The sequence below is a fragment of the Mesonia mobilis DSM 19841 genome (assembly GCF_000423405.1).
Taxonomy (GTDB): domain Bacteria; phylum Bacteroidota; class Bacteroidia; order Flavobacteriales; family Flavobacteriaceae; genus Mesonia; species Mesonia mobilis.
In genome coordinates this window covers 251,428-272,342 of the sequence record NZ_AUHX01000001.1, presented here as the reverse complement: position 1 = coordinate 272,342, position 20,915 = coordinate 251,428, and the positions used below count along the sequence as shown (strand labels likewise).

Sequence of the window (20,915 nt, the reverse complement as noted above, 5' to 3'; positions counted from 1 at the left end):
TTAGTCGAATAACGAACCTTGACTTTCAGAATTTTTATTTTCTTCTGAAGAATTATTGTGCTCTTTTTCTTCTGAAGTTGAAGTTGTTTCTTCGTTGTGAGATTCTTCTTCCTCTTCTTCAGGATCGGCAACTTCAGGAATTATAGGTTCTAAAAGATTAAGCTGTGTAACTTTTTCTGTCGTTAACTGGTTACCTTGCGCTTTTATACCTTTCACTGAAATAAATTCTTCCAAATTCACCTCTTCGTTTGGTTTTTGCTCTTTATTGCGCTGTTTACGGTAAACAATCTCTAAAACCGGAATTGAATCTGTCGTAATTAACTCTAATTGCGATTTAGGATGATCGGTAATAATTACTTCTTCTTTATCTGGATGTTCTACCAAGAATCTTTTTACATAGTAACGCTCACGCTCACCTTCCCAATACACCGCAGAAATGGGTTGTTTAGGATTCCATTTTTCCATTAACACATAGTTTTCATCAAAACGTGTGGTTAATTCTGGAATGATGGTTTTTACGATTCCGTCTTGAGTGACTAACAAAATTCGATCTTCCCCTTTAAATTCACCCAGTAGATCTCCTCTACCATCTACATTTAAACGCTGCACAACATCGTCGAACCAAATTTTTCTAGGTTTTAAGGTAGAAACTCCTTCTTCTTTTAATTCAACTTTTTTCACAGGATGCTTAGAAACAATATTTCCTTTAGCTCCGCGACCTTTAATCAATTGATCGGCAAAATCTACTTCGAATTTCAGTTTTTTAATACTTCCTATTTGTCGTAAATAAACAGTGACTTTTTCTGCTTCACCATTAGGGTTTGCAGAGAAATAGAATACTTTGGTTCCTTTTTCACCTTTACCGATACTGTATTCTCGGTCACGTGTAATTGAAGTGACCGCAAAACGTTTAATGTATGTATTACCTTTAGAACCATCTCGATAGATCAAGTTATAAATGGTTCTTTTATCTTTTTTCTTGAAGACCGCAACGTGAATAATGTTTTTACCTACAAAAGTTTTGGTATCTACTTTGGTGACCGTCATGGTACCGTCTTGCATAAAACAAATAATATCGTCGATATCGCTACAATCGGTCACATATTCGTCTTTCTTTAAAGCTGTACCAATAAAGCCTTCTTTACGATTCACATAAAGTTTGGTATTTCTAATCACTACTTTGGTAGCTTCAATATCTTCAAAAAGTCGAATCTCAGTTTTACGCTCACGACCTTGACCGTAGTCTTTTTTCAGCTTTTCAAAATAAGCAATAGCAAATTCAATCAAATGTTCTAGATGATGTTTTACCTGAGCGATCTCATCTTCTAAAGCTTCAATTTTTTGTTGGGCTTTATCTAAATCGAATTTTGAAATTCGTTTAATTCTAATTTCGGTAAGTCTTGTAATATCTTCTTCGGTAACCGCTCTTTTTAGATGGGTAATGTGCGGTTTTAAACCTTCGTCGATGGCTTTAATTACACCTTCCCAGGTTTCTTCTTCTTCAATATCACGGTAAATTCTTTTTTCAATAAAAATTCGCTCTAAAGAAGAAAAATGCCATTGTTCTTGAAGCTCATCTAATTTAATTTCAAGTTCACTCTTTAGTAGTTTTACTGTGTGATCTGTACTTAAACGAAGTATTTCTGAAACTCCAATAAAATGTGGTTTGTGGTCGATAATTACACACGATAATGGCGAAATCGAAATCTCACAATTGGTAAATGCGTAAAGTGCATCGATGGTTTTATCTGGAGAAATATTGTTAGGCAGATGAATAACGATTTCTACATTTTCTGCCGTGTTATCTTCTATGTGTTTTACTTTGATCTTTCCTTTTTCGTTTGCTTTAATTACCGAATCGATCAAACTCGATGTGGTCGTACTAAAAGGAATTTCTGTAATGACTAGCGTATTTTTATCTTGCTGACTAATTTTTGCTCGCACTCGAATTTTCCCTCCGCGTAAACCGTCGTTATAATTACTGGCATCCATAATACCAGCCGTAGCAAAATCGGGTACTAGTTTAAAACGCTTCCCTTGTAGATGTTTAATGGAAGCATCGATAAGTTCGTTAAAGTTGTGTGGTAAAATTTTGGTACTCAAACCAACTGCAATCCCTTCTGCTCCTTGCGCTAATAGTAGCGGGAATTTTACCGGTAAATTGATCGGTTCTTTTTTTCTACCATCGTAAGAAGCTTGCCATTCTGTTACTTTTGGACTATAAACTACTTCTAAAGCGAATTTAGAAAGTCGAGCTTCAATATAACGAGGTGCTGCTGCGCGATCGCCGGTTAAGATATTTCCCCAGTTTCCTTGAGTATCGATCAATAATTCTTTTTGACCAACTTGTACCATCGCATCACCAATACTCGCATCACCGTGCGGGTGATATTGCATGGTGTGACCAACAATATTAGCAACTTTATTATAGCGACCATCGTCTAGATCTTTCATAGACTGCATGATCCTACGATGTACCGGCTTAAAACCATCTTCGATCGCAGGAACGGCACGTTCTAAAATTACATAAGATGCATAATCTAAAAACCAGTCTTTATACATCCCGGTAATTCTGGTAATTACCTCTTGATTAGTATGTTCTTCTATAGGTTCTTGATTATTGTTTTCTTGATCTTCGCTCATGTAATTTTTCGCTATTGGTTTTTACAACTTTATTAAGTGAAGCCTTCATTAAACTGATGCGTTTAGGCTTTACAAAAGTAATATCAAAAACAATTTTTTTAACTTGTTTTTGTCCTAAATAATTTGACTTAACGTAGATACTTAATTTTTTAAAAATTAAGTAATCGCTTATTTTATATTTTTTTAATTTATGCTTCGGAAATTCTGCTTTATTCTCTCTATAATTTAATGTTTCTGAAAGTACAGCTCCCGAATTTCTAAAACATAATGCTTCACCATCACTATCGTATTCAAAGATTTTTCCGAAGTTATAAATGTACAGTAAAAGTACGATCATTACCCCTAAGAAAATCCAGTAAATTACTTCAGCATAAAACAAATCTTCCTGCTCAAATTTAAATTCTAAATAACCCAACACCATTATACTTGTAATAATAAAAAAGTATAAAAACGGCACATACCGAATAGTGTTGTAGTTACTAAACCTCATTGACTATTCTGCTTCAATTACATCTAATTCAACTCTTAAATTATCGATAATGAACTCTTGCCTGTCTGAGGTATTTTTGCCCATATAAAAAGTAAGCAAATCTTCTATCCCGGTATCTTTATCTAACATTACCGGGTCTAGACGAATATCTTCACCAATAAAATATTTAAATTCATCTGGAGAAATTTCACCTAAACCTTTAAATCGAGTAATTTCAGGTTTACCGGTTAATTTTCTAATAGCGTCTTGCTTTTCTTTTTCTGAATAGCAATAAATCGTTTCTTTCTTATTTCTAACCCTGAATAATGGTGTTTGTAAAATATAAAGATGTCCTTTTTTTATAAGCTCCGGGAAAAACTGTAAGAAAAAAGTGATTAACAGTAATCGAATATGCATCCCGTCGACATCGGCATCGGTAGCGATCACGATATTATTATAACGTAAATCGTCAATAGAATCTTCAATATTTAACGCAGCTTGTAGTAAATTAAATTCTTCATTCTCATAAACGATCTTTTTACTTAAACCAAAACTGTTTAAGGGTTTACCTTTTAAACTGAAAACTGCCTGTGTATTCACATCACGAGATTTGGTAATACTACCACTTGCTGAATCTCCCTCGGTAATAAACAAAGTCGTTTCTAAGTTTCTTTCTTTTTTTACATCGCCCAAATGCACGCGGCAATCACGTAATTTTTTATTGTGAAGACTTACTTTTTTCGCTCGTTCTCTTGCAAGTTTTCGAATACCGGAAAGGTCTTTACGTTCACGCTCGGCTTGTAAGATTTTACGCTGAAGTTTCTCTGCAGTTTCTGCATTTCTGTGTAAATAATTATCTAGCTGTCGCTTTACGAAATCAACTATATAAGTTCTTACCGTGGGTAAATTGCCTCCCATATCGGTCGAACCCAATTTGGTTTTGGTCTGGCTTTCAAAAACCGGTTCCATTACCTTTATGCTAATGGCAGAAACGATTGATTTTCGAATATCTGATGGATCGTAATTTTTACCGTAAAATTCACGTATTGTTTTTACGATCGCTTCACGAAATGCCGCTTGATGCGTACCACCTTGTGTGGTATGTTGCCCATTTACGAACGAATTATATTCTTCGCTGTATTGAGACCTATTATAGGTGATCGCGACTTCAATATCATTTCCTCTTAAATGAATAATCGGGAACATACGGTCGTCTTCGTGAATACTATCGGAGAGTAAATCTTTTAGACCATCTTCAGAATAAAATTTTTCTCCGTTAAAAACTATGGTTAACCCCGGATTTAGGTACACATAGTTCTTCAGCATTTTTACAATATATTCACTACGGTATTTGTAGTTTTTAAAAATACTTTCATCGGGAATAAAAGAAACCTTGGTTCCTTTTCGGCGAGAAGTTTCCTCTAAGAACTCTTGGTCGGTGAGTTCTCCTTTTTCAAATTCAGCTGAAGCAGATTTACCATCTCGTGTAGATTCTACTCTAAAATAAGCTGAGAGTGCGTTTACTGCTTTGGTACCAACACCATTTAATCCAACAGACTTTTTAAAAGCTTTCGTATCGTATTTACCACCGGTATTCATTTTCGAAACTACATCGACCACTTTACCAAGCGGAATACCACGACCGTAATCTCGAACAATTACTTTTTGCCCTTGTACAGAAACCTCGATGGTTTTACCAGAACCCATCACAAACTCATCTATAGAGTTGTCTAGCACCTCTTTAAGAAGAATATAAATACCATCGTCTGCTCCAGAACCATCTCCCAGTTTACCAATATACATTCCGGGTCTCATTCTAATGTGTTCTTTCCAGTCGAGAGAACGTATGTTATCTTCTGTGTACTTTGTTTCTTCTGCCATAAAATCTCAGGATGTCAGGCTAAGATAGCATCATTTAACAAAAAATAAAACTTCTTTTTAGGAAATTAATTAACAAACTTGTACACTATTCATTGAAGAATTCTGATAGTGTTTGAATAAGTTTTTGTTTTTGAAATGGTTTGATAATTATATCGTCGATACCGGCTTTGTAAGCTCTCTCTTCTATTTCTGAAAGTTCTGAGGCTGTTACTGCTATAATCGGTGTTTTAATACCTTTTGCACGTACTTTCTCTGAAATTAGATAACCATTCATCGATGGAATATTTATATCTAACAATACTAAATCGTACGTTTTCTCTAAAAGTGCTTCGTAAGCTAACTTCCCGTCGGTAATCATTTCTAATTCAATATCGTAAGAAGACAAATACTTTTCGACCACCATTTTATTGATTTGATTATCTTCAACTAATAAAATTTTTTTGTTAGCGTATAAAAACTTCAGGTTTTCTTTTAACAAAGTTGGCTTAGCATCTTCATCTGGAATAAGTTTACAAGCAAGATCGAAATAAAACTTAGAACCTTTACCTATTTCAGTTTCAAGTTGAATATCGGTACCTAAATGTAATAATAAGCTTTTAACCAACGATAAACCAATACCGGTTCCTTCTAGCATATCACGCTCTAAAGCGACTTGTGAGAATTTATTAAAAATTTCTTCTTTTTTATTTTCCGGGATTCCACTACCGTTATCTTCCACAGAAAAGCGAAGTGTTAAGGCTTCATCGGTAATTTCAAAATCTTTATTTACCTGAATGTGCGTAGTAACCCTTCCTCCTTTTGAAAATTTAATCGCATTTTCAATTAAATTGATCAATATTTCTGAAACAATATTGGTATCTAAAATTACTTTATCGGGAACGTCTTGAGCAACTTGAAAATCAACTTCTACATCTTTTTTTTCTGCGGAAAAAGTGATTCCGCTTTTAATGGCGCTAATTAAATTCTCAACTACTACTAATTGAGGTTTTATCTGAACTTTCCCATTATCTAACTTCGTCATTAAAAGCACATTATTAATGAGCCCTAAAAGATAATCTCCTGAAAATTTTAAAGATTTAAGAAGCTTTCGATTACCGTTAGACATTTCTTTCTCGCCTAATAATAAAGAGGTAATCCCAATTACACCGTGTAGCGGAGTTCGAAGTTCGTGACTAATATTCGAGATAAAATTAGATTTGATCTCAGCGGCTTTTTCAGCATCTTTTTGCGCTTGAACCAGCTGACTGTTTTTTTGATTTAAGCTTTTAATTAATTTTTTTCTTCGGAAAGAAGCTAGAATGATCACAATTAAAGAAATACCTAAAATTACACTTAATATAAGGTAAAGCCAACTTAATTTACTTTTAGAAGATGCTATCGACGCTACTAATGCTTTTTCTTTTTCTGATGCTTTTAAGGCTCTTTCGTACTCATTTACACCGTATTTAACCTGTTCTACTTGAAGTTTCTTTAAAAGGTCTTCATCTATTTTTTTTTCTTTACTTTTTATATATCGCTGTGTAAAATTTAAGGCTTCTTCAAACCTTTCTTGCTCTCTTAAATACTTAGCTTTAAATTCTAAAGCCTGACTTAGCTCTTCGTATAAATTTTCACGTTCGGCTAAACTTATCGCTAAATCTAAATTTTCGTGAGCTAACTCATAGTTTTTAGACTCGCCATAATAGCGACCTAAAACAAAATTTAAATCACTATAGAAAACAATTTGATTTTTCTTAATATCTTCATCATAATTTTCTAATAGATAAGATCTTAAGGTTTCTAGGTATTTTTTTACTTTTTCATATTTATTGTCATCTAAATAATTCCAACAAATATTTAAAATAATATCCCTATCAGATTTATTTTCTATTAATTCTGTAATATATAAAGCCTTGTGATAAAGTGTGTCAGATTTTTTTCGGCGGCCTTGAAGAGAAGCAACATTTGCCAAACCATTATAAATATCTACCAAAAAAACAGAATCTTGCTTTTTCTCGATAATTTCAAGTGCTTTGTTGTATTTTTCTTCGGCTTGCTCGTATTCTTCAATCACTTCATCTATATAACCTAGCACATAATAGGCTTCTGCGATATAAGTAGAATCGTTTTGTTTATAAGATAACTCTAGTAATTTTTTACCCGAAACGATAGCATTTAGGTAATCTGACTTTTCACCATAAATATAAGCATCGTTAAGATAAGTATTTAGTGAATCTATAGAAACTGAAGTAGACTGCCCAAAAGAGAGAAGATTTACACTTAAAAAAGCAATAAAAAAATACAGTTTCGTCACGAGTAATTTTTAAAATTTCGCCTATTTTCCTATTTGAGGGCGCAAAGTAACATTTTATAGTCAATTGTTTAAGTAATCACCTCAAATAATTCAATAACAGTTATTTTAATTTAGTTGGATGAATTAATTCTAATTTCTTTTATTAGAATTTGCAGCAAAAATAAAAGCCTATGAAACTAATTCATAGGCTTTACGTGTTATAGTTTTCTAAAAAAATTAAACGTTGAATCTAAAATGCATTACATCTCCGTCTTTCACGATATATTCTTTTCCTTCAACCCCTAATTTTCCGGCTTCTTTTACTTTTGCTTCGCTACCAAAACTTACGTAATCGTCATACCCGATTACTTCAGCTCTAATAAAACCTTTTTCAAAATCGGTATGTATAACTCCGGCGGCTTGTGGTGCGGTTGCTCCCACGTGAACCGTCCAAGCTCTTACTTCTTTCTCTCCGGCTGTAAAATAAGTTTGCTGATTTAATAATTTATAAGCGCCACGAATTAATTTAGCTGAACCTGCTTCTTCTAAACCAATATCGTTTAAGAACATTTTACGCTCTTCATAATCTTCTAATTCTGCAATATCGGCTTCTGTTCCTACTGCTAAAAAGATCACTTCTGCGTTTTCGTCTTTTACCGCTTCTTTAACTTGCTCTACATATTTATTACCTTCAACAGCAGAGTTTTCATCTACATTACAAACATACATCACCGGTTTATCGGTAATAAACTGTAAAGGTTTAACGAAGTCTTTACGAGCTTCTTCTTCAATTTCAATTGCTCTTACCGAAACTCCAGCTTCTAAACCTTCTTTAAGTTTTAAAAGTGTTTCTTCTTCTTTTTGCGCTTCTTTATTTCCGGTTTTAGCGGCTCTTTTAACTTTATCGAGTTTCTTTTCTACAGTTTCTAGATCTTTTAACTGAAGCTCCATATCGATCGTATCTTTATCTCGAATAGGATCTACACTACCGTCTACGTGGACTACATTATCGTTATCAAAACACCTTAACACGTGTAAAATAGCATCGGTTTCTCTAATGTTCCCTAAAAACTGATTTCCTAAACCTTCTCCTTTACTTGCTCCTTTTACCAATCCTGCAATATCCACGATCTCTACCGTTGCGGGAATAACGCGCTCGGGATTTACCAATTCTTCTAACTTTCGTAATCTAGGATCCGGCACGTTTACCACTCCAATATTAGGTTCGATCGTACAAAAAGGAAAGTTTGCACTTTGTGCTTTCGCATTCGACAAACAATTAAATAATGTTGATTTACCTACGTTTGGTAATCCTACAATTCCTGCTTTCATTGAGCTTATAATTTTTATGACCGCAAATATACAATTTGATTTATTTTTTTAGACTTTTTAAATAAATAAGCCGCACTTCTAATAAAGTTTAGCTAAACATTAGTTTTCCATTATCAGATTTTAACAGTATCTAGCTTTAAATTTGAATTAACTAATTAGAAAATACATTGATAATGAAAAAGTTAATCTTAAGTTTAGCCATACTATCGTTTACTTTTGGTTTTGCCCAAAATGAAGATAAAATGTCGAAAACCGTAATTACTAAAACCAAAGTAAAATCTTCTAAAGGTGAAGAAGTTGCAGTTAAAGAGCAAAAATACACTGCTAATCAAAAATTACAGGTAGAAAATAATAATGAAACTAACCAAGCGGTAAGTAGAAAACCGGTTAAAATTACTGAATCAACAACATTTAGTACCGGTAACGAAATGTTTACCATTCAACCCGACAAGAACGGATATACCATGATGTCTAAAAAAGACGGAAAAGAAAAAATGTACGGTAAAATTAGAAAAATGCCGGACCGTGAATTTTATATTTTAGCTAAAGAAAATGAAAACTCTTTTGGTTATTTTGATAACGACGGTAATTTTATCGTTGAAAGTTACGATCCAGATTCAGATTCTGTTTACTTAAAGAAATATAACTTAGAGTAATTTAAAATATAAACTAAATAAAAAAAGCCTCTGAAATTTCAGAGGCTTTTTTTGTATCTAATTTTTATTCGTGGTGCATAAAACTTTGCTTCGCCAGTAAAGTTTCTTCTTCTTCAACGTGATCTTCATCAGGAACACAACAATCTACCGGGCAAACTGCCGCACATTGTGGTTCTTCGTGAAAACCTTTACATTCTGTACATTTATCGGGAACAATATAGTAAAACTCATCGCTAATTGGCTCTTGAGCTTCTTCTGCATTAGCCTCTTTTCCGCTAGGTAAAACTACGTCACCCTCTAGATCGGTACCATCTGCATATCTCCAATCGTCTGCTCCTTCATAAATTGCGGTATTGGGACACTCTGGTTCACAAGCTCCACAATTTATGCATTCGTCTGTTATAATTATAGCCATTTTTTTCTTTTTAGTTTACGTAACTTTGCACAAAAATAAAGCCATTCGCATAGATAACCAAATAATATGACGCTAGAAGAACGTAAAGAAGCATTTATTGAATTAGGTAAGTTTTTAAACGATTTCACAAACGAAATTTATTCCGAAGAACATAAAGATCTATATCGACAACTTCAGGAAAAAACAGAAGTTTCTATTCATTACAATGGTTGGTTTACCAAAGAGAATATTTATTTTTCTTTACAGCAATGGGCAGCAGCGCTTACGACTGAAAATTTAAATGAATGGTTAGCGGCTTATGATCTTGAAGAAAAACCTGCGAAAACAGTCGCAGTGATTATGGCGGGAAATATTCCGTTAGTTGGTTTTCACGATTTTCTTTCCGTTTTAATTACGGGGAATAATATTTTGATCAAACAATCGAAAGACGATCAACAATTATTACCGGTGTTGGTTGAATTTTTAATTCAGCAAAACGAAGCTTTCCGTGAAAAAATAAGATTTACGAAAGAAAAATTAGAAAATTTTGATGCCGTGATCGCTACCGGAAGCAACAATACCGCTCGTTATTTTGAATATTATTTTTCTAAATATCCTCATATTATTCGAAAAAACAGAAATTCTGTTGCTATTATAACCGGTGATGAATCGAAAGAAGAATTAGCTCCGCTAGGTGATGATATTTTTAGATATTACGGTTTAGGTTGTCGCAATGTTTCCAAAATATTTATTCCTGAAGATTTTCAGTTTGAAAAATTATTTCAAGCCATTTATGAGTGGAACCCGATTATCAATCAAAATAAATACGCTAATAATTATGATTACAACAAAGCGGTTTATTTAATGAGTGAATTTAAACTTTTTGATAACGGATTTTTAATTCTGAAGGAAGACGAGTCGTTCTCCTCTCCCATTGCTACATTATTTTACGAGAAATATTCGAGTTTAGAAGAATTAAATTCAAAATTGACCGAACAAGAAGAAAATATTCAATGTATAGTTTCGCAAAATTTACAGCCAAATCATATAGAATTTGGCAAAACACAACAGCCAAAGTTATCAGATTTTGCAGATAATGTAGACACGATACAATTCCTATTAAATTTATAAGAATAAGCTTTTTTAAAGTTGAGATACTTTGTAATTTTAGCTTTCTTATGATACAACAAAATAAAAATTTATGAAAAAGCACAATTTTAGCGCAGGACCTTGCATCTTGCCACAAAGTGTATTTGAACAAGCCTCTCAAGCCGTATTAAATTTCAATAATTCCGGTTTATCTATATTAGAAATCTCTCACCGAAGTAAAGATTTTGTCGCGGTTATGGATGAAGCTCAAAAATTAGCTATCGAACTTCTTGGTTTAGAAGGTAAAGGTTACAAAGCTTTATTTTTACAAGGTGGTGCGAGCACTCAGTTTTTAATGGCTGCTTACAATTTATTAGAAAAAAAAGCTGCTTATTTAAATACAGGAACTTGGTCTTCTAAAGCCATTAAAGAAGCAAAACTTTTTGGCGAAGTGGAAGAAGTTGCCTCTTCTAAAGATAAAAACTTCAACTATATTCCTAAAAATTATAGCGTTCCTGCCGATGCAGATTATTTTCACTGCACGAGCAACAACACTATTTTTGGTACGCAAATCAAAGATTTCCCTACCACCGGCGGAATCCCAATGGTTTGCGATATGAGTAGTGATATCTTCAGTAGAAAATTAGATTTTTCTAAATTCAGCATTATTTATGCGGGAGCACAAAAAAATATGGGACCTGCAGGAACAACTCTAGTAGTAGTTAAAGAAGATATTTTAGGGAAAATTTCACGCGAAATCCCATCAATGTTAGATTACCAAACCCATATTGGTAAAGACAGTATGTTCAATACGCCACCGGTTTTTGCGGTTTACACTTCAATGTTAACGTTAAGATGGTTAAAAGAAAAAGGCGGTGTTGAAGGTATTCAAAAATTAAATGAAGAAAAAGCTGCGCTTATTTATAATGAAATAGATAGAAATCCTTTATTTGAAGGTTTTGCAGCCGTTGAAGATCGTTCGATGATGAACGCCACTTTCAACTTAAAAGATGAAAAATATAAAGATCTTTTTGAAGATTTAGCAAAAGCTGCGCATATTAACGGTATTAACGGTCACCGAAGCGTTGGCGGTTATAGAGCATCAATGTATAATGCCTTACCTTTAAAGAGCGTTCAGACATTGGTAAACGTGATGAAAGAGTTAGAAACACAAGCTTAAATTAAACAAACACAACAACATTATAATGAAAGTATTAGCAAACGATGGCGTTTCTCAAAGCGGAATCGATAAATTAGAAAGTGCCGGTTTTGAAGTAATCACTACCAAAGTAGCACAAGAACAATTAATTAACTATCTCAACGAAAATAAGGTTGATGTAATCTTGGTAAGAAGCGCGACCAAAGTAAGAAAAGATATTATCGATGCTTGTCCAGACCTTAAAATTATTGGTCGTGGTGGCGTTGGTTTAGATAATATCGATGTAGAATATGCTAAAGAAAAAGGCGTAAAAGTAATCAACACGCCGGCAGCTTCTTCAGCTAGTGTGGCAGAATTAGTTGTTGCACACTTATTAAGCGGTGTTCGTTTTCTTAAAAATGCCAACCGCGATATGCCTTTAGAAGGTGAAAGTAAATTTAAAGAGCTTAAAAAGAGCTACGCTAAAGGAGTTGAACTAAAAGGAAAAACATTAGGGATCATTGGTTTTGGTCGTATTGGTCAAGCTACCGCAAAAGTTGCTCTTGGTTTAGGGATGAAGGTGATTGCTGCCGATGCATTTTTAGAAGAAGCAACGATCGAATTAGATTTCTTCGATGGGCAAACCGTAGATTTCAAAATTAAAACCATTAGCAAAGAAGAGCTATTAAAACAAGCTGACTTTATTACACTTCACGTTCCTGCGCAAAAAGAATACGTGATCGGTAAAAAAGAAATAGAAATGATGAAAGACGGTGCCGGTTTAATTAACGCAGCACGTGGTGGAGTAATAGATGAAGTGGCGCTTGTTGAAGCTCTTGATAACAAGAAGTTATCTTTTGCAGGTTTAGATGTTTTTGAATCTGAACCAAAGCCTGAACTTAAGATTTTAATGAGTCCGCATATTTCGTTAAGTCCGCACATTGGTGGATCTACCAACGAAGCGCAAGACAGAATTGGTATCGAGTTAGCCAGTCAAATTATAGAAATTTTAAACTAAACCAACCTTTTTTGATAATGAAGAAATTCTTAATCACACTTTGCTTCATATTTGTAAGTCTTATTAGTTTTGCCCAAGTACAAACGGGAAAAGCTTCTTTTTATGCCGATAAATTTGAAGGAAGAAGAACCGCCAGCGGAGTTAAATATTACCATAATAAAGCAACAGCAGCACACCGGCATTTACCTTTTGGTACCAAAGTAAGAGTGACCAATCTAGCCAATAATAAAACTGTTATTGTTGAAATTAACGACCGCGGACCTTTTGTAAGTGGAAGAATTATCGATTTATCAAAATCTGCAGCACAAAAACTGGGGTATGTACCTATTGGTGTTACCGATGTGGTTATAGAAGTAGTTGGTAACGCCAACGACACTATCGACGATTTAGGAATACCTGAAGAAACCGTTGCTACCGGTAATGAAGGTGCTACCAATAATCAAGAAACAACGACCACTACTCCAACTTCAACCAATACTTCAGCAGTAAGTAATGTAGAACCTAATGAGTTTTATGAGCTGAACATTGAACGTATTGAACCTGATTGGTTTGGAGTTCAAATAGGTAGTTTTCAAGAAGTTGCTAATTTAATTCGTTTGGCAGATAACCTTAAAATTAGTTATCAAAAAGATGTAACGGTACAGGTTAAAACCGTGCAAAGCATTAAGGTTTATAGCTTAATTTTAGGTAAATTCAATAACAGAGACCAAGCGGAACGTTTTAGAGATAAAGTTTCTAAAAAATATCCGGGTAGTTTTATTATCGATTTTAAAGCACTTCAAGAATAAAAGATGAAGAATCTTATCGTTATCATAAGTATTTTGTTAATGATTGCAGCTTGCTCTGGAACTCAAAAAGCTTCAGAGCAAACTGCTTCTTCTACCCAAGTAGAAAACGATACGCTTAGAATTGCTAACGATAGTTTAGATTATGAGATCATTATTTTTGAACCCGGTTTTAATTCTTGGTTAGCTACACAACGGCCAAGAGGTTATTACAGCCAAAGTTATTTAGAGCAAAAAAACTGGCGATATGTAGTAGCGTATAATAATCGTGTGATCAATTCTCAATATGCTGCTTCAGGACTTTATCCGCAGCAAATCGATTATCAATACGATACCGATTACGGTTACGAAGTAAATTATTTACTTTTTCATTATTTCTTATTCTTTCAGAAAGAATACAATCAAAACTTGAGGTAAGCTCTATGCGAAAATTAAAAGAAAAATGGGGTATTCACTCTAATTTTCAGCTTGTAATTATTTTTATTGTTTTTGCTATTACAGGATCTTCATCGGTATATGTTGCAAAACCTTTTTTAGAATTTATTAATCTAGATCGAAGTCATTTTGGTGAAGATTTCTTTTTTGGTGGTTTGGGGTATTATTTACTTCGAATCCTCTTGATCTTTCCTTTCTATCAAGTTTTATTAATTGTGATCGGGACAATTTTTGGACAATTCAAATTTTTCTGGAATTTCGAAAAGAAAATGCTGAATAGACTTAGCGGCGGTCATTTATTTAAAAATAGTATTCAGAAATAAAAAAAATCCGCAGTATTTCTACCACGGATTTCTTTAAAATCAATTACTTTCTAAAATTACGCGTGTTGTAATTCGTGCTTACCTTCTTTAATTTCTTCAATTAATTTCGCATTAAATGCCGGTAAATCATCAGGATTTCTACTGGTTACAAAAGCTTCGTCTACCACAACTTCTTTGTCTACCCAAAGCGCTCCTGCGTTTTCTAGATCTTTCTTGATCGATGGGAATGAAGTTAGTGTTCTTCCTTCAACTACATCTGCATTAATTAAAGTTTGCGGTCCGTGGCAAATAGCTGCTACCGGTTTAGATTGTTTGAAGAAGTCTCTTACAAAAACAAGTGCCTCTTCGTTAGTTCTTAAAGTATCCGGATTAATTACGCCACCTGGTAAGACTAAAGCATTGTATTGTTTTGCAGAAACCTCATCGATGGTTTTATCTACATCAAATTCTTTTCCCCAGTTATCTACATCCCAACTTTTAATTTTTCCTGCTTTTAAGCTTACTACATCTACTTGAAAGCCTTCTTTTTCCATCGCTTCTTTAGGTGAAGTAAATTCGCTTTCTTCAAATCCGTCGGTTGCTAGAATTGCAATTTTCTTGTCCATAACAATTTTTAGTTTTAATTAATTTTTCTTTTCAACTCAAAAATAAAAAATTACGATCTGCTCTTGTATTAAAGATGTGATAAAGCTTAAACTGAGTACGTTAAACTTTATTAATTCTTAAATTCTTCATCGGCATGTTCACCGGGACCTTCTGCTTCTAATTCTTTTAAAAGTTCACTCTTTTTTTTTATTTCTTCTTCGCGTTCTTTTAACTCTTCTAATTCTTGTCGTTCAGCAGGTTCTGCTAAACTATTCGGTTTTATGGTATAGCCTCTAAATAAAGCATACTGCACGGTAAATTCTGCCCCAAAAAGCATAATTAAACAAGAATAAAAAACCCAAAGTAAAATTAAGATGACTGAAGATGCACCGCCATAAACTGAAGTTGGATCGCTCTGGCCAAAGTAAAAACCAAGCAAAAATTCACCTACTAGAAAAAGTATGGTTGTTATTGAAGCTCCGGTAAAAGTTACCTTCCAACCAATTCTAATATCTGGAAGCAGTTTAAAGACTCCCGCAAAAATAGCTCCGATAAATATATAAGAAATCAAAAAGTTAAAAGTTGATAAGGCAAACGATGTGATTTCTGGAGCAAAACTTTGTAGGTAATTACCTAGTGCTTGTATAATTGCTGAAATTACTAATGACACCAAAAGCATAAATCCGATCACTAAGATCATTCCTAATGAGATCGCTCGGTCGAGTAATATCATTTTAAAATTCTCTTTCTTAGGTCGAACTCCCCAAACTTTATTCATTGCCTTTTTAAGTTGAAAAAATGCTCCTGTTGCCCCAAAAAGCAGCATACCGATACCAAATAAAATGGTTAGAATGGAGCCACCTTCTAAAAATGCGTTAGAGATCATTGTTTCAATTGCTTCGGCAGTGCCTTCACCAATAAACATTCCTATTTCTGAAGTAATTTTATCTTGTACTGCTTCACGCCCATAAAAATAACCGGCGATCGTAATAACAATTACTAATAATGAAGGAAGTGAGAATAATGTATAATAAGCAATTACCGCACTTTGCTCGAACGGATCGTTTTTCATCCATTCGCTATAAGTGTTTTTTATGAGTTTGAAGTATTTCTTAAGCATAAAGCCAAAATAAAAAATCCCATCATTGTAATGACGGGATTTAATACATAATTAAGATTATTTTTAACTATATCATTGTCTTTGTAACTAAGCAATTGTTTTTGTAAAATTTCCATCTCTACGATCTTGTTCTTCTCTTAACAACGCAAGCTCACGACCGGTTTGTCCTTTTACTGAAGAATTTTCTTGCGCTCTTCTAATTAAATATGGAACTACATCTTTCACCGGACCGAATGGGACTAATTTAGCAGCGTTAAATCCGTTTAAAGCTAAATTGAAAGTAATATGATCACTCATCCCGAATAACTGACTAAACCAAATGCGTTCATCACGTTTGTCTATTCCTTTCTCATCCATCAATTGCATAGTAAGATATGTACTTACCTCATTGTGAGTACCTATATATAACCAAATATCTTCTAAGTTTTGCATCGCATAATAAAGTACGGCATTAAAGTTTACATCGGTTGCCTCTTTATCTTCACAAATTGGTGTAGGATATCCCATTTTCTCTGCGCGTGCATTTTCTTTTTCCATATAAGCGCCACGCACGATCTTCGCTCCTACTTTAAAGCCTTTATTTTTTGCTCTTTTATGTAGATCTTTAATATACTGAAGTCGATCCCAACGGTAACATTGTAACGTATTATAAACAATTACTTTCTCTTTATTGTACTTCGACATCATTTCTTCTAATAGATCGTCGGCAGCATCTTGCATCCAAGATTCTTCTGCATCGGCTAAAATACGCGTATCTAAATCGTATGCCAATTTACATATCTCATCTACACGATTTCTAACACGATCCCATTCTTCTTGTTCTTCTTTGGTTAATTCTTCTTTAGAAGAAACTTTTTCCCAAATTTCGAAACGACCGATTCCTGTGGGCTTGAAAACTGTAAACGGTATTTGTTTTTTACCATTTGCAAATTCTACAATATCTTTTTTAACTTTTAAAGTCTCGTCAAAAACTTCTTCGACATCTTCACCTTCTTTAGAAAAATCGAGCACGCTATGTACGTGCATTTTATACATTTTTTCCATTACCGGTTCACAGTCTTTCATGCTCACTCCGCCACAAAACATTTCAAAAATAGTTTTCTTAATTAAACCATCTACCGGTAAATTTAATTTAAGAGCCAAATTAGTCATTCGGGTACCTACTGCAACTAAGGTTGGCCGATTCATCATCCCGAAAATAAATAAGGCCTTTTTTAATTCTTTATCACTTTTTAAAGCAAAAGCACGCTTCGTATTATTAAAGATTTTTGTAACCATCGAAGTTTTAAATTTTTCGCAAATATACTGTTCGAAATAACAATATTTTGAATTTTCTAAGTAATTTCGAATCACATTTAACGAATATTTTAATGAAATCAATTCAATCTGTTAATAATATTATAGTTTTCGGTCAAGAGGTTTATTCACAACTCAACACCTATATCAAAGAAAATCAACCTTCTAAGTTGTTTTTATTGGTCGATGAGCATACCCAAACAAATTGTACATCATTTTTTCTTCAGCAATTAGAAACCGATATAACTATTGAAATTATTGAGATTGAAGCCGGCGAAGAACACAAAACCATTGAGACTTGTAACGGAGTTTGGCAAACATTATCTGAGTTGGATGCCGACAGAAAATCGTTACTACTGAATCTTGGTGGCGGCGTTGTAACAGATTTGGGAGGTTTTGTAGCCAGTACTTTTAAACGCGGTATAGCTTACATTAATATTCCCACCACACTTTTAGCAATGGTTGATGCTTCCGTTGGCGGAAAAACCGGCGTAGATTTAGGAAATTTAAAAAATCAGATTGGTTTAATTAGCAATGCTGAAATGGTCTTGATTGATGTAGGCTATTTGGCAACGCTTCCGCAGAATCAAATGAAAAGTGGTTTAGCTGAAATGCTGAAACACGGTTTAATTCAAGACCAAGCTTATTGGAAGAAAATGAGCGATCTCTCTCAGCTTTCTTTAGCCGATTTAGAGCAACTTATTTATGAAAGCGTCATCATTAAAAATAATGTGGTTACTGAAGATCTAAATGAAGACGGCATTCGTAAAACCTTAAATTTCGGACATACCTTAGGTCACGCTATCGAATCGTATTTTCTAACAAATACTGAAAAGAAAACGCTTTTACACGGAGAAGCCATTGCGATCGGAATGATTCTTGCCGCTTACATTTCTAACCGAATTACCAATTTACCTCACGAAGAGGTTGCAGAAATTAAATCGGTATTGCTACAAACATTTGAAAAAGTAAGTTTTACAGAAAAGGATATCGAGCAAATTATCGAATTAATGAAGTACGATAAGAAAAATAGTCACGGGAACATCAATTTTGTGCTCTTAGAAAAAATAGGACAATGCAAAATAGATTGCACTGTCCCAAATGATGTTATTTATCAAGCTTTCGCTTACTACGCGGAATAATATTAGTTTAATGAAACTCTTTAAAACGTCATTCCGGACTTGATCCGGAATCACATACTTTTCATTATAAAATAATAAACTATTCGCCTAAAATTTGTTCGGCGTGAGCTTTGGTTTTCACTTTCCCGATCACTTCTTCTATTTTTCCTTCTTCGTTGATAATAAAAGTAGTTCGGTGAATGCCGTCGTATTCTTTCCCCATAAACTTTTTAGGTCCCCAAACACCAAACGCGTTGATCACTTCTTTCTCTTCATCTGCTAAAAGTGGGAAAGGCAATTCGTGCTTATTTTTAAAATTGGTTTGTCTTCTGGCAGAATCTGCGCTTACTCCTAAAATTTCGTAACCTTTCTCCTGAAAGACTTCCCAGTTATCACGTAAATTACAAGCTTCTGCCGTACAACCCGGTGTACTTGCTTTCGGGTAAAAGAAAACCACTAATTTCTTTCCTTTATAATCTTTTAATTCGTGTACATTTCCGTCTTGATCTTTAGCTGAAAATTCTGGAGCTGCATCTCCTGCTTTTAATGTTGTCATAGCTTAAATCTGTTTTTCTATGTTAAGTCGCGGTAAAATATAAACATTGGCGAGTATTTACAAGAATTTTAGAAAGATTTAGAGCTTGTTTTACTATTAAAAATTCAAAACAATACTTAAATCAAACTACTAAATTCAATATAATTCAGAAAAAGAATAGTTTCCTTATGAGGTCAATAAATATAAGCAATTAGGCTAAAATTTACTTGTTTAAAATACTTCAGCATAATAAATTCGTAAGCCAATAACCGTTTGTTAAAAGCTTGATTTCTTTAATGATTTCAAGTTTTTCAGTTGATAAATTCTACCCATGAAAATAGGAATAGACAGCCTAAGTTACGATATACCGAAAATTCAATTACCTATAAAAAACTTAGCGATTGCCAGAAATATCGAGCCGGCAAAATTAGAAAAAGGCCTCGGGCTCATTAATATGGCGTTACCAGATGTGCATCAAGACGCAATTGTTTTTGCTGCCAATGCGCTAACTAAGCTTATCGAGCAAGAACAACTTCAGCCTTCAGACATTCACCGTATTTACGTGGGTTCAGAAAGTGGGATCGATGCTTCTAAGCCTATCGGCTCGTATTTAGTCGGAATGATGGATGATTATTTTGGTGAACACAAATTCACCCATTGCGATGCCGTAGATTTTACATTTGCTTGTATTGGTGGCGTTGATGCCTTCCATAACTGTTTAGATTTTGTTCGCGCTAATCCCGAGAAAAAAGCGATCGTGATTTGTACCGATATTGCGAAATACGACTTAGAATCTACCGGAGAATATACACAAGGAGCTGGCGCTGTAGCTTTATTGATGAGTAAAGATCCGCGTTTAATGGAGGTTGAAAATAATTTTTCGGTGAGTACGAAAGGTGTTTTCGATTTCTTTAAACCACATCGTACCGTAAGAAAAGAAAATATCGGGATTACCAATAATGAAGCTTGGCAAGGTGTTTTAGAAAGTGAAATTGAAATTTTTAAAGAGCAACCGGTCTTTGACGGGCAATATTCTAACGATTGTTATATTGAACGTACGACCGATGCTTACTTTCAGTTTAAAAAATTAAAAGCTGAAGAAGGAATTTTATACGATTCTTGGAAAGCAATTATCATGCATCTTCCCTACTCTTTTCAGGCACGTCGTATGTTTGCTGAAATTTATGCGGCAGATCATCCTGAATTAGCGAAAACATACCAAAAAGAAGATCCTGAATATTTCTCAAAACTTAAAGCTTTAAGTAAATCTGAAGAATACCGTGCTTTTGTTGCTGAAAAATTTGCGCCGGCAGAACGCGCATCTTCACTTATCGGGAATATGTACACGGCTTCAATGTTTATGGGAATGCTTTCTACGCTTTGCAATTATTACGAAAAAGGTGAAGATTTAACCGGAAAAACACTTGGTTTTATTGCTTACGGAAGCGGAGCCAAATCGAAAGTTTTTGAAGGAAAATTGGTTGAAGGTTGGGAAAAAGTTATTGAAAAGCAAGCACTTTTTGAAACGCTAGAAAAATCTAAATCTATCGATATTGAAACCTATCATCAGCTGCATAAAAAAGAAAAAACAGCAAGTGTGCTTTCTCCTCAAAAAGAATGGATTTTAGAAAGTATAGAAACTGAAAAACCTAATTTAATTGGTGCTCGTTATTATAAATGGGTAAAATAGATTTAGGTTCAAATTCAATACAAATATAAAAGATACGTCAACTTGAATAGAATTTGAGTTGACGTTTTTTTATTTCTGAAACAAGTTCAATTCAACGCTTACCGAATAAATTCAAAATTCATATTTTTGAGAT

19 protein-coding genes are annotated in these 20,915 nt (G+C 34.0%); 9 read left to right on the top strand and 10 right to left on the bottom strand.

Going from position 1 to position 20,915, the window contains the following annotated elements; translation table 11 throughout:
* The 5 genes from G551_RS0101180 to ychF all read right to left on the bottom strand — a co-directional run bounded on the left by G551_RS0101180 (position 1) and on the right by ychF (position 8,597).
* Positions 1 to 2,643, bottom strand: coding sequence for a DNA gyrase/topoisomerase IV subunit A (locus tag G551_RS0101180; protein ID WP_027883850.1), 2,643 nt, complete (start codon positions 2,641 to 2,643; stop codon positions 1 to 3).
* On the bottom strand, positions 2,618 to 3,133 hold the full coding sequence (locus G551_RS15180) for a hypothetical protein (protein WP_156876729.1): 516 nt from the start codon (positions 3,131 to 3,133) through the stop codon (positions 2,618 to 2,620). The genes G551_RS0101180 and G551_RS15180 overlap by 26 nt, the downstream gene beginning before the upstream one ends.
* 3 nt (positions 3,134 to 3,136) lie before the next feature.
* Positions 3,137 to 4,993 carry a DNA topoisomerase IV subunit B gene (locus G551_RS0101170; RefSeq protein ID WP_027883849.1) on the bottom strand — a complete coding sequence of 619 codons (1,857 nt, stop codon included), beginning with the start codon at positions 4,991 to 4,993 and terminating at the stop codon, positions 3,137 to 3,139.
* Positions 4,994 to 5,078: 85 nt separating this feature from the next.
* Complete coding sequence (locus tag G551_RS0101165) at positions 5,079 to 7,286, bottom strand: response regulator (protein WP_027883848.1); 2,208 nt, start codon at positions 7,284 to 7,286, stop codon at positions 5,079 to 5,081.
* A 216-nt stretch (positions 7,287 to 7,502) separates the two neighbouring features.
* Positions 7,503 to 8,597 carry a redox-regulated ATPase YchF gene (gene ychF / locus G551_RS0101160; protein WP_027883847.1) on the bottom strand — a complete coding sequence of 365 codons (1,095 nt, stop codon included), beginning with the start codon at positions 8,595 to 8,597 and terminating at the stop codon, positions 7,503 to 7,505.
* Between the two features lie 173 nt (positions 8,598 to 8,770).
* On the opposite strand from ychF, the gene G551_RS0101155 reads away from it, so the two are divergent.
* Complete coding sequence (locus G551_RS0101155) at positions 8,771 to 9,253, top strand: hypothetical protein (protein WP_027883846.1); 483 nt, start codon at positions 8,771 to 8,773, stop codon at positions 9,251 to 9,253.
* A 64-nt stretch (positions 9,254 to 9,317) separates the two neighbouring features.
* Here the strand turns inward: G551_RS0101155 and G551_RS0101150 are convergent, their stop codons facing one another.
* Complete coding sequence (locus G551_RS0101150) at positions 9,318 to 9,668, bottom strand: 4Fe-4S dicluster domain-containing protein (protein ID WP_027883845.1); 351 nt, start codon at positions 9,666 to 9,668, stop codon at positions 9,318 to 9,320.
* A 66-nt stretch (positions 9,669 to 9,734) separates the two neighbouring features.
* Here G551_RS0101150 and G551_RS0101145 point away from each other — a divergent pair, with 66 nt between their 5' ends.
* The 6 genes from G551_RS0101145 (at position 9,735) to G551_RS0101120 (ending at position 14,435) form a co-directional block, all read left to right on the top strand.
* The gene (locus tag G551_RS0101145) at positions 9,735 to 10,778 is read left to right on the top strand and encodes an acyl-CoA reductase (RefSeq protein ID WP_027883844.1); all 1,044 of its coding nucleotides are present in this window, start codon (positions 9,735 to 9,737) and stop codon (positions 10,776 to 10,778) included.
* Between the two features lie 70 nt (positions 10,779 to 10,848).
* Positions 10,849 to 11,916: a 3-phosphoserine/phosphohydroxythreonine transaminase gene (gene serC, locus G551_RS0101140; RefSeq protein ID WP_027883843.1), complete on the top strand. Its 1,068-nt coding sequence runs from the start codon at positions 10,849 to 10,851 to the stop codon at positions 11,914 to 11,916.
* Between the two features lie 25 nt (positions 11,917 to 11,941).
* Complete coding sequence (locus tag G551_RS0101135) at positions 11,942 to 12,892, top strand: D-2-hydroxyacid dehydrogenase (protein WP_027883842.1); 951 nt, start codon at positions 11,942 to 11,944, stop codon at positions 12,890 to 12,892.
* 17 nt (positions 12,893 to 12,909) lie between these two features.
* On the top strand, positions 12,910 to 13,680 hold the full coding sequence (locus G551_RS0101130) for a septal ring lytic transglycosylase RlpA family protein (RefSeq protein WP_027883841.1): 771 nt from the start codon (positions 12,910 to 12,912) through the stop codon (positions 13,678 to 13,680).
* A 3-nt stretch (positions 13,681 to 13,683) separates the two neighbouring features.
* On the top strand, positions 13,684 to 14,094 hold the full coding sequence (locus tag G551_RS0101125; protein ID WP_027883840.1) for a DUF6146 family protein: 411 nt from the start codon (positions 13,684 to 13,686) through the stop codon (positions 14,092 to 14,094).
* A gap of 5 nt (positions 14,095 to 14,099) precedes the next feature.
* The gene (locus G551_RS0101120) at positions 14,100 to 14,435 is read left to right on the top strand and encodes a DUF6787 family protein (protein WP_027883839.1); all 336 of its coding nucleotides are present in this window, start codon (positions 14,100 to 14,102) and stop codon (positions 14,433 to 14,435) included.
* 56 nt (positions 14,436 to 14,491) lie between these two features.
* Here G551_RS0101120 and G551_RS0101115 read toward each other — a convergent pair whose 3' ends face one another.
* From G551_RS0101115 to G551_RS0101105, 3 genes are all read right to left on the bottom strand, one after another.
* Positions 14,492 to 15,040 carry a type 1 glutamine amidotransferase domain-containing protein gene (locus G551_RS0101115; protein WP_027883838.1) on the bottom strand — a complete coding sequence of 183 codons (549 nt, stop codon included), beginning with the start codon at positions 15,038 to 15,040 and terminating at the stop codon, positions 14,492 to 14,494.
* Between the two features lie 110 nt (positions 15,041 to 15,150).
* Positions 15,151 to 16,140, bottom strand: a complete 990-nt coding sequence (locus G551_RS15175; RefSeq protein ID WP_036243053.1) for a YihY/virulence factor BrkB family protein — start codon at positions 16,138 to 16,140, stop codon at positions 15,151 to 15,153.
* Positions 16,141 to 16,227: 87 nt separating this feature from the next.
* The gene (locus G551_RS0101105; protein ID WP_027883837.1) at positions 16,228 to 17,418 is read right to left on the bottom strand and encodes a proline dehydrogenase family protein; all 1,191 of its coding nucleotides are present in this window, start codon (positions 17,416 to 17,418) and stop codon (positions 16,228 to 16,230) included.
* A 92-nt stretch (positions 17,419 to 17,510) separates the two neighbouring features.
* Between G551_RS0101105 and aroB the strand changes: the two genes are divergently transcribed.
* Positions 17,511 to 18,578, top strand: coding sequence for a 3-dehydroquinate synthase (gene aroB / locus G551_RS0101100; RefSeq protein ID WP_027883836.1), 1,068 nt, complete (start codon positions 17,511 to 17,513; stop codon positions 18,576 to 18,578).
* 79 nt (positions 18,579 to 18,657) lie between these two features.
* Here aroB and bcp read toward each other — a convergent pair whose 3' ends face one another.
* A complete protein-coding gene (gene bcp / locus G551_RS0101095; RefSeq protein WP_027883835.1) occupies positions 18,658 to 19,113 on the bottom strand; it encodes a thioredoxin-dependent thiol peroxidase in 456 nt (151 codons plus the stop codon).
* A 310-nt stretch (positions 19,114 to 19,423) separates the two neighbouring features.
* On the opposite strand from bcp, the gene G551_RS0101090 reads away from it, so the two are divergent.
* Positions 19,424 to 20,782: a hydroxymethylglutaryl-CoA synthase family protein gene (locus G551_RS0101090; RefSeq protein ID WP_027883834.1), complete on the top strand. Its 1,359-nt coding sequence runs from the start codon at positions 19,424 to 19,426 to the stop codon at positions 20,780 to 20,782.
* Positions 20,783 to 20,915 lie beyond the last annotated feature (133 nt).

Bases quoted from the DNA above. Each gene is read 5' to 3' on its own strand.
- G551_RS0101180 (WP_027883850.1), bottom strand. From the start codon at position 2,643: ATGAGCGAAGATCAAGAAAACAATAATCAAGAACCTATAGAAGAACAT.
- G551_RS15180 (WP_156876729.1), bottom strand. From the start codon at position 3,133: ATGAGGTTTAGTAACTACAACACTATTCGGTATGTGCCGTTTTTATAC.
- G551_RS0101170 (WP_027883849.1), bottom strand. From the start codon at position 4,993: ATGGCAGAAGAAACAAAGTACACAGAAGATAACATACGTTCTCTCGAC.
- ychF (WP_027883847.1), bottom strand. From the start codon at position 8,597: ATGAAAGCAGGAATTGTAGGATTACCAAACGTAGGTAAATCAACATTA.
- G551_RS0101155 (WP_027883846.1), top strand. From the start codon at position 8,771: ATGAAAAAGTTAATCTTAAGTTTAGCCATACTATCGTTTACTTTTGGT.
- G551_RS0101150 (WP_027883845.1), bottom strand. From the start codon at position 9,668: ATGGCTATAATTATAACAGACGAATGCATAAATTGTGGAGCTTGTGAA.
- G551_RS0101145 (WP_027883844.1), top strand. From the start codon at position 9,735: ATGACGCTAGAAGAACGTAAAGAAGCATTTATTGAATTAGGTAAGTTT.
- serC (WP_027883843.1), top strand. From the start codon at position 10,849: ATGAAAAAGCACAATTTTAGCGCAGGACCTTGCATCTTGCCACAAAGT.
- G551_RS0101135 (WP_027883842.1), top strand. From the start codon at position 11,942: ATGAAAGTATTAGCAAACGATGGCGTTTCTCAAAGCGGAATCGATAAA.
- G551_RS0101130 (WP_027883841.1), top strand. From the start codon at position 12,910: ATGAAGAAATTCTTAATCACACTTTGCTTCATATTTGTAAGTCTTATT.
- G551_RS0101125 (WP_027883840.1), top strand. From the start codon at position 13,684: ATGAAGAATCTTATCGTTATCATAAGTATTTTGTTAATGATTGCAGCT.
- G551_RS0101120 (WP_027883839.1), top strand. From the start codon at position 14,100: ATGCGAAAATTAAAAGAAAAATGGGGTATTCACTCTAATTTTCAGCTT.
- G551_RS0101115 (WP_027883838.1), bottom strand. From the start codon at position 15,040: ATGGACAAGAAAATTGCAATTCTAGCAACCGACGGATTTGAAGAAAGC.
- G551_RS15175 (WP_036243053.1), bottom strand. From the start codon at position 16,140: ATGCTTAAGAAATACTTCAAACTCATAAAAAACACTTATAGCGAATGG.
- G551_RS0101105 (WP_027883837.1), bottom strand. From the start codon at position 17,418: ATGGTTACAAAAATCTTTAATAATACGAAGCGTGCTTTTGCTTTAAAA.
- aroB (WP_027883836.1), top strand. From the start codon at position 17,511: ATGAAATCAATTCAATCTGTTAATAATATTATAGTTTTCGGTCAAGAG.
- bcp (WP_027883835.1), bottom strand. From the start codon at position 19,113: ATGACAACATTAAAAGCAGGAGATGCAGCTCCAGAATTTTCAGCTAAA.
- G551_RS0101090 (WP_027883834.1), top strand. From the start codon at position 19,424: ATGAAAATAGGAATAGACAGCCTAAGTTACGATATACCGAAAATTCAA.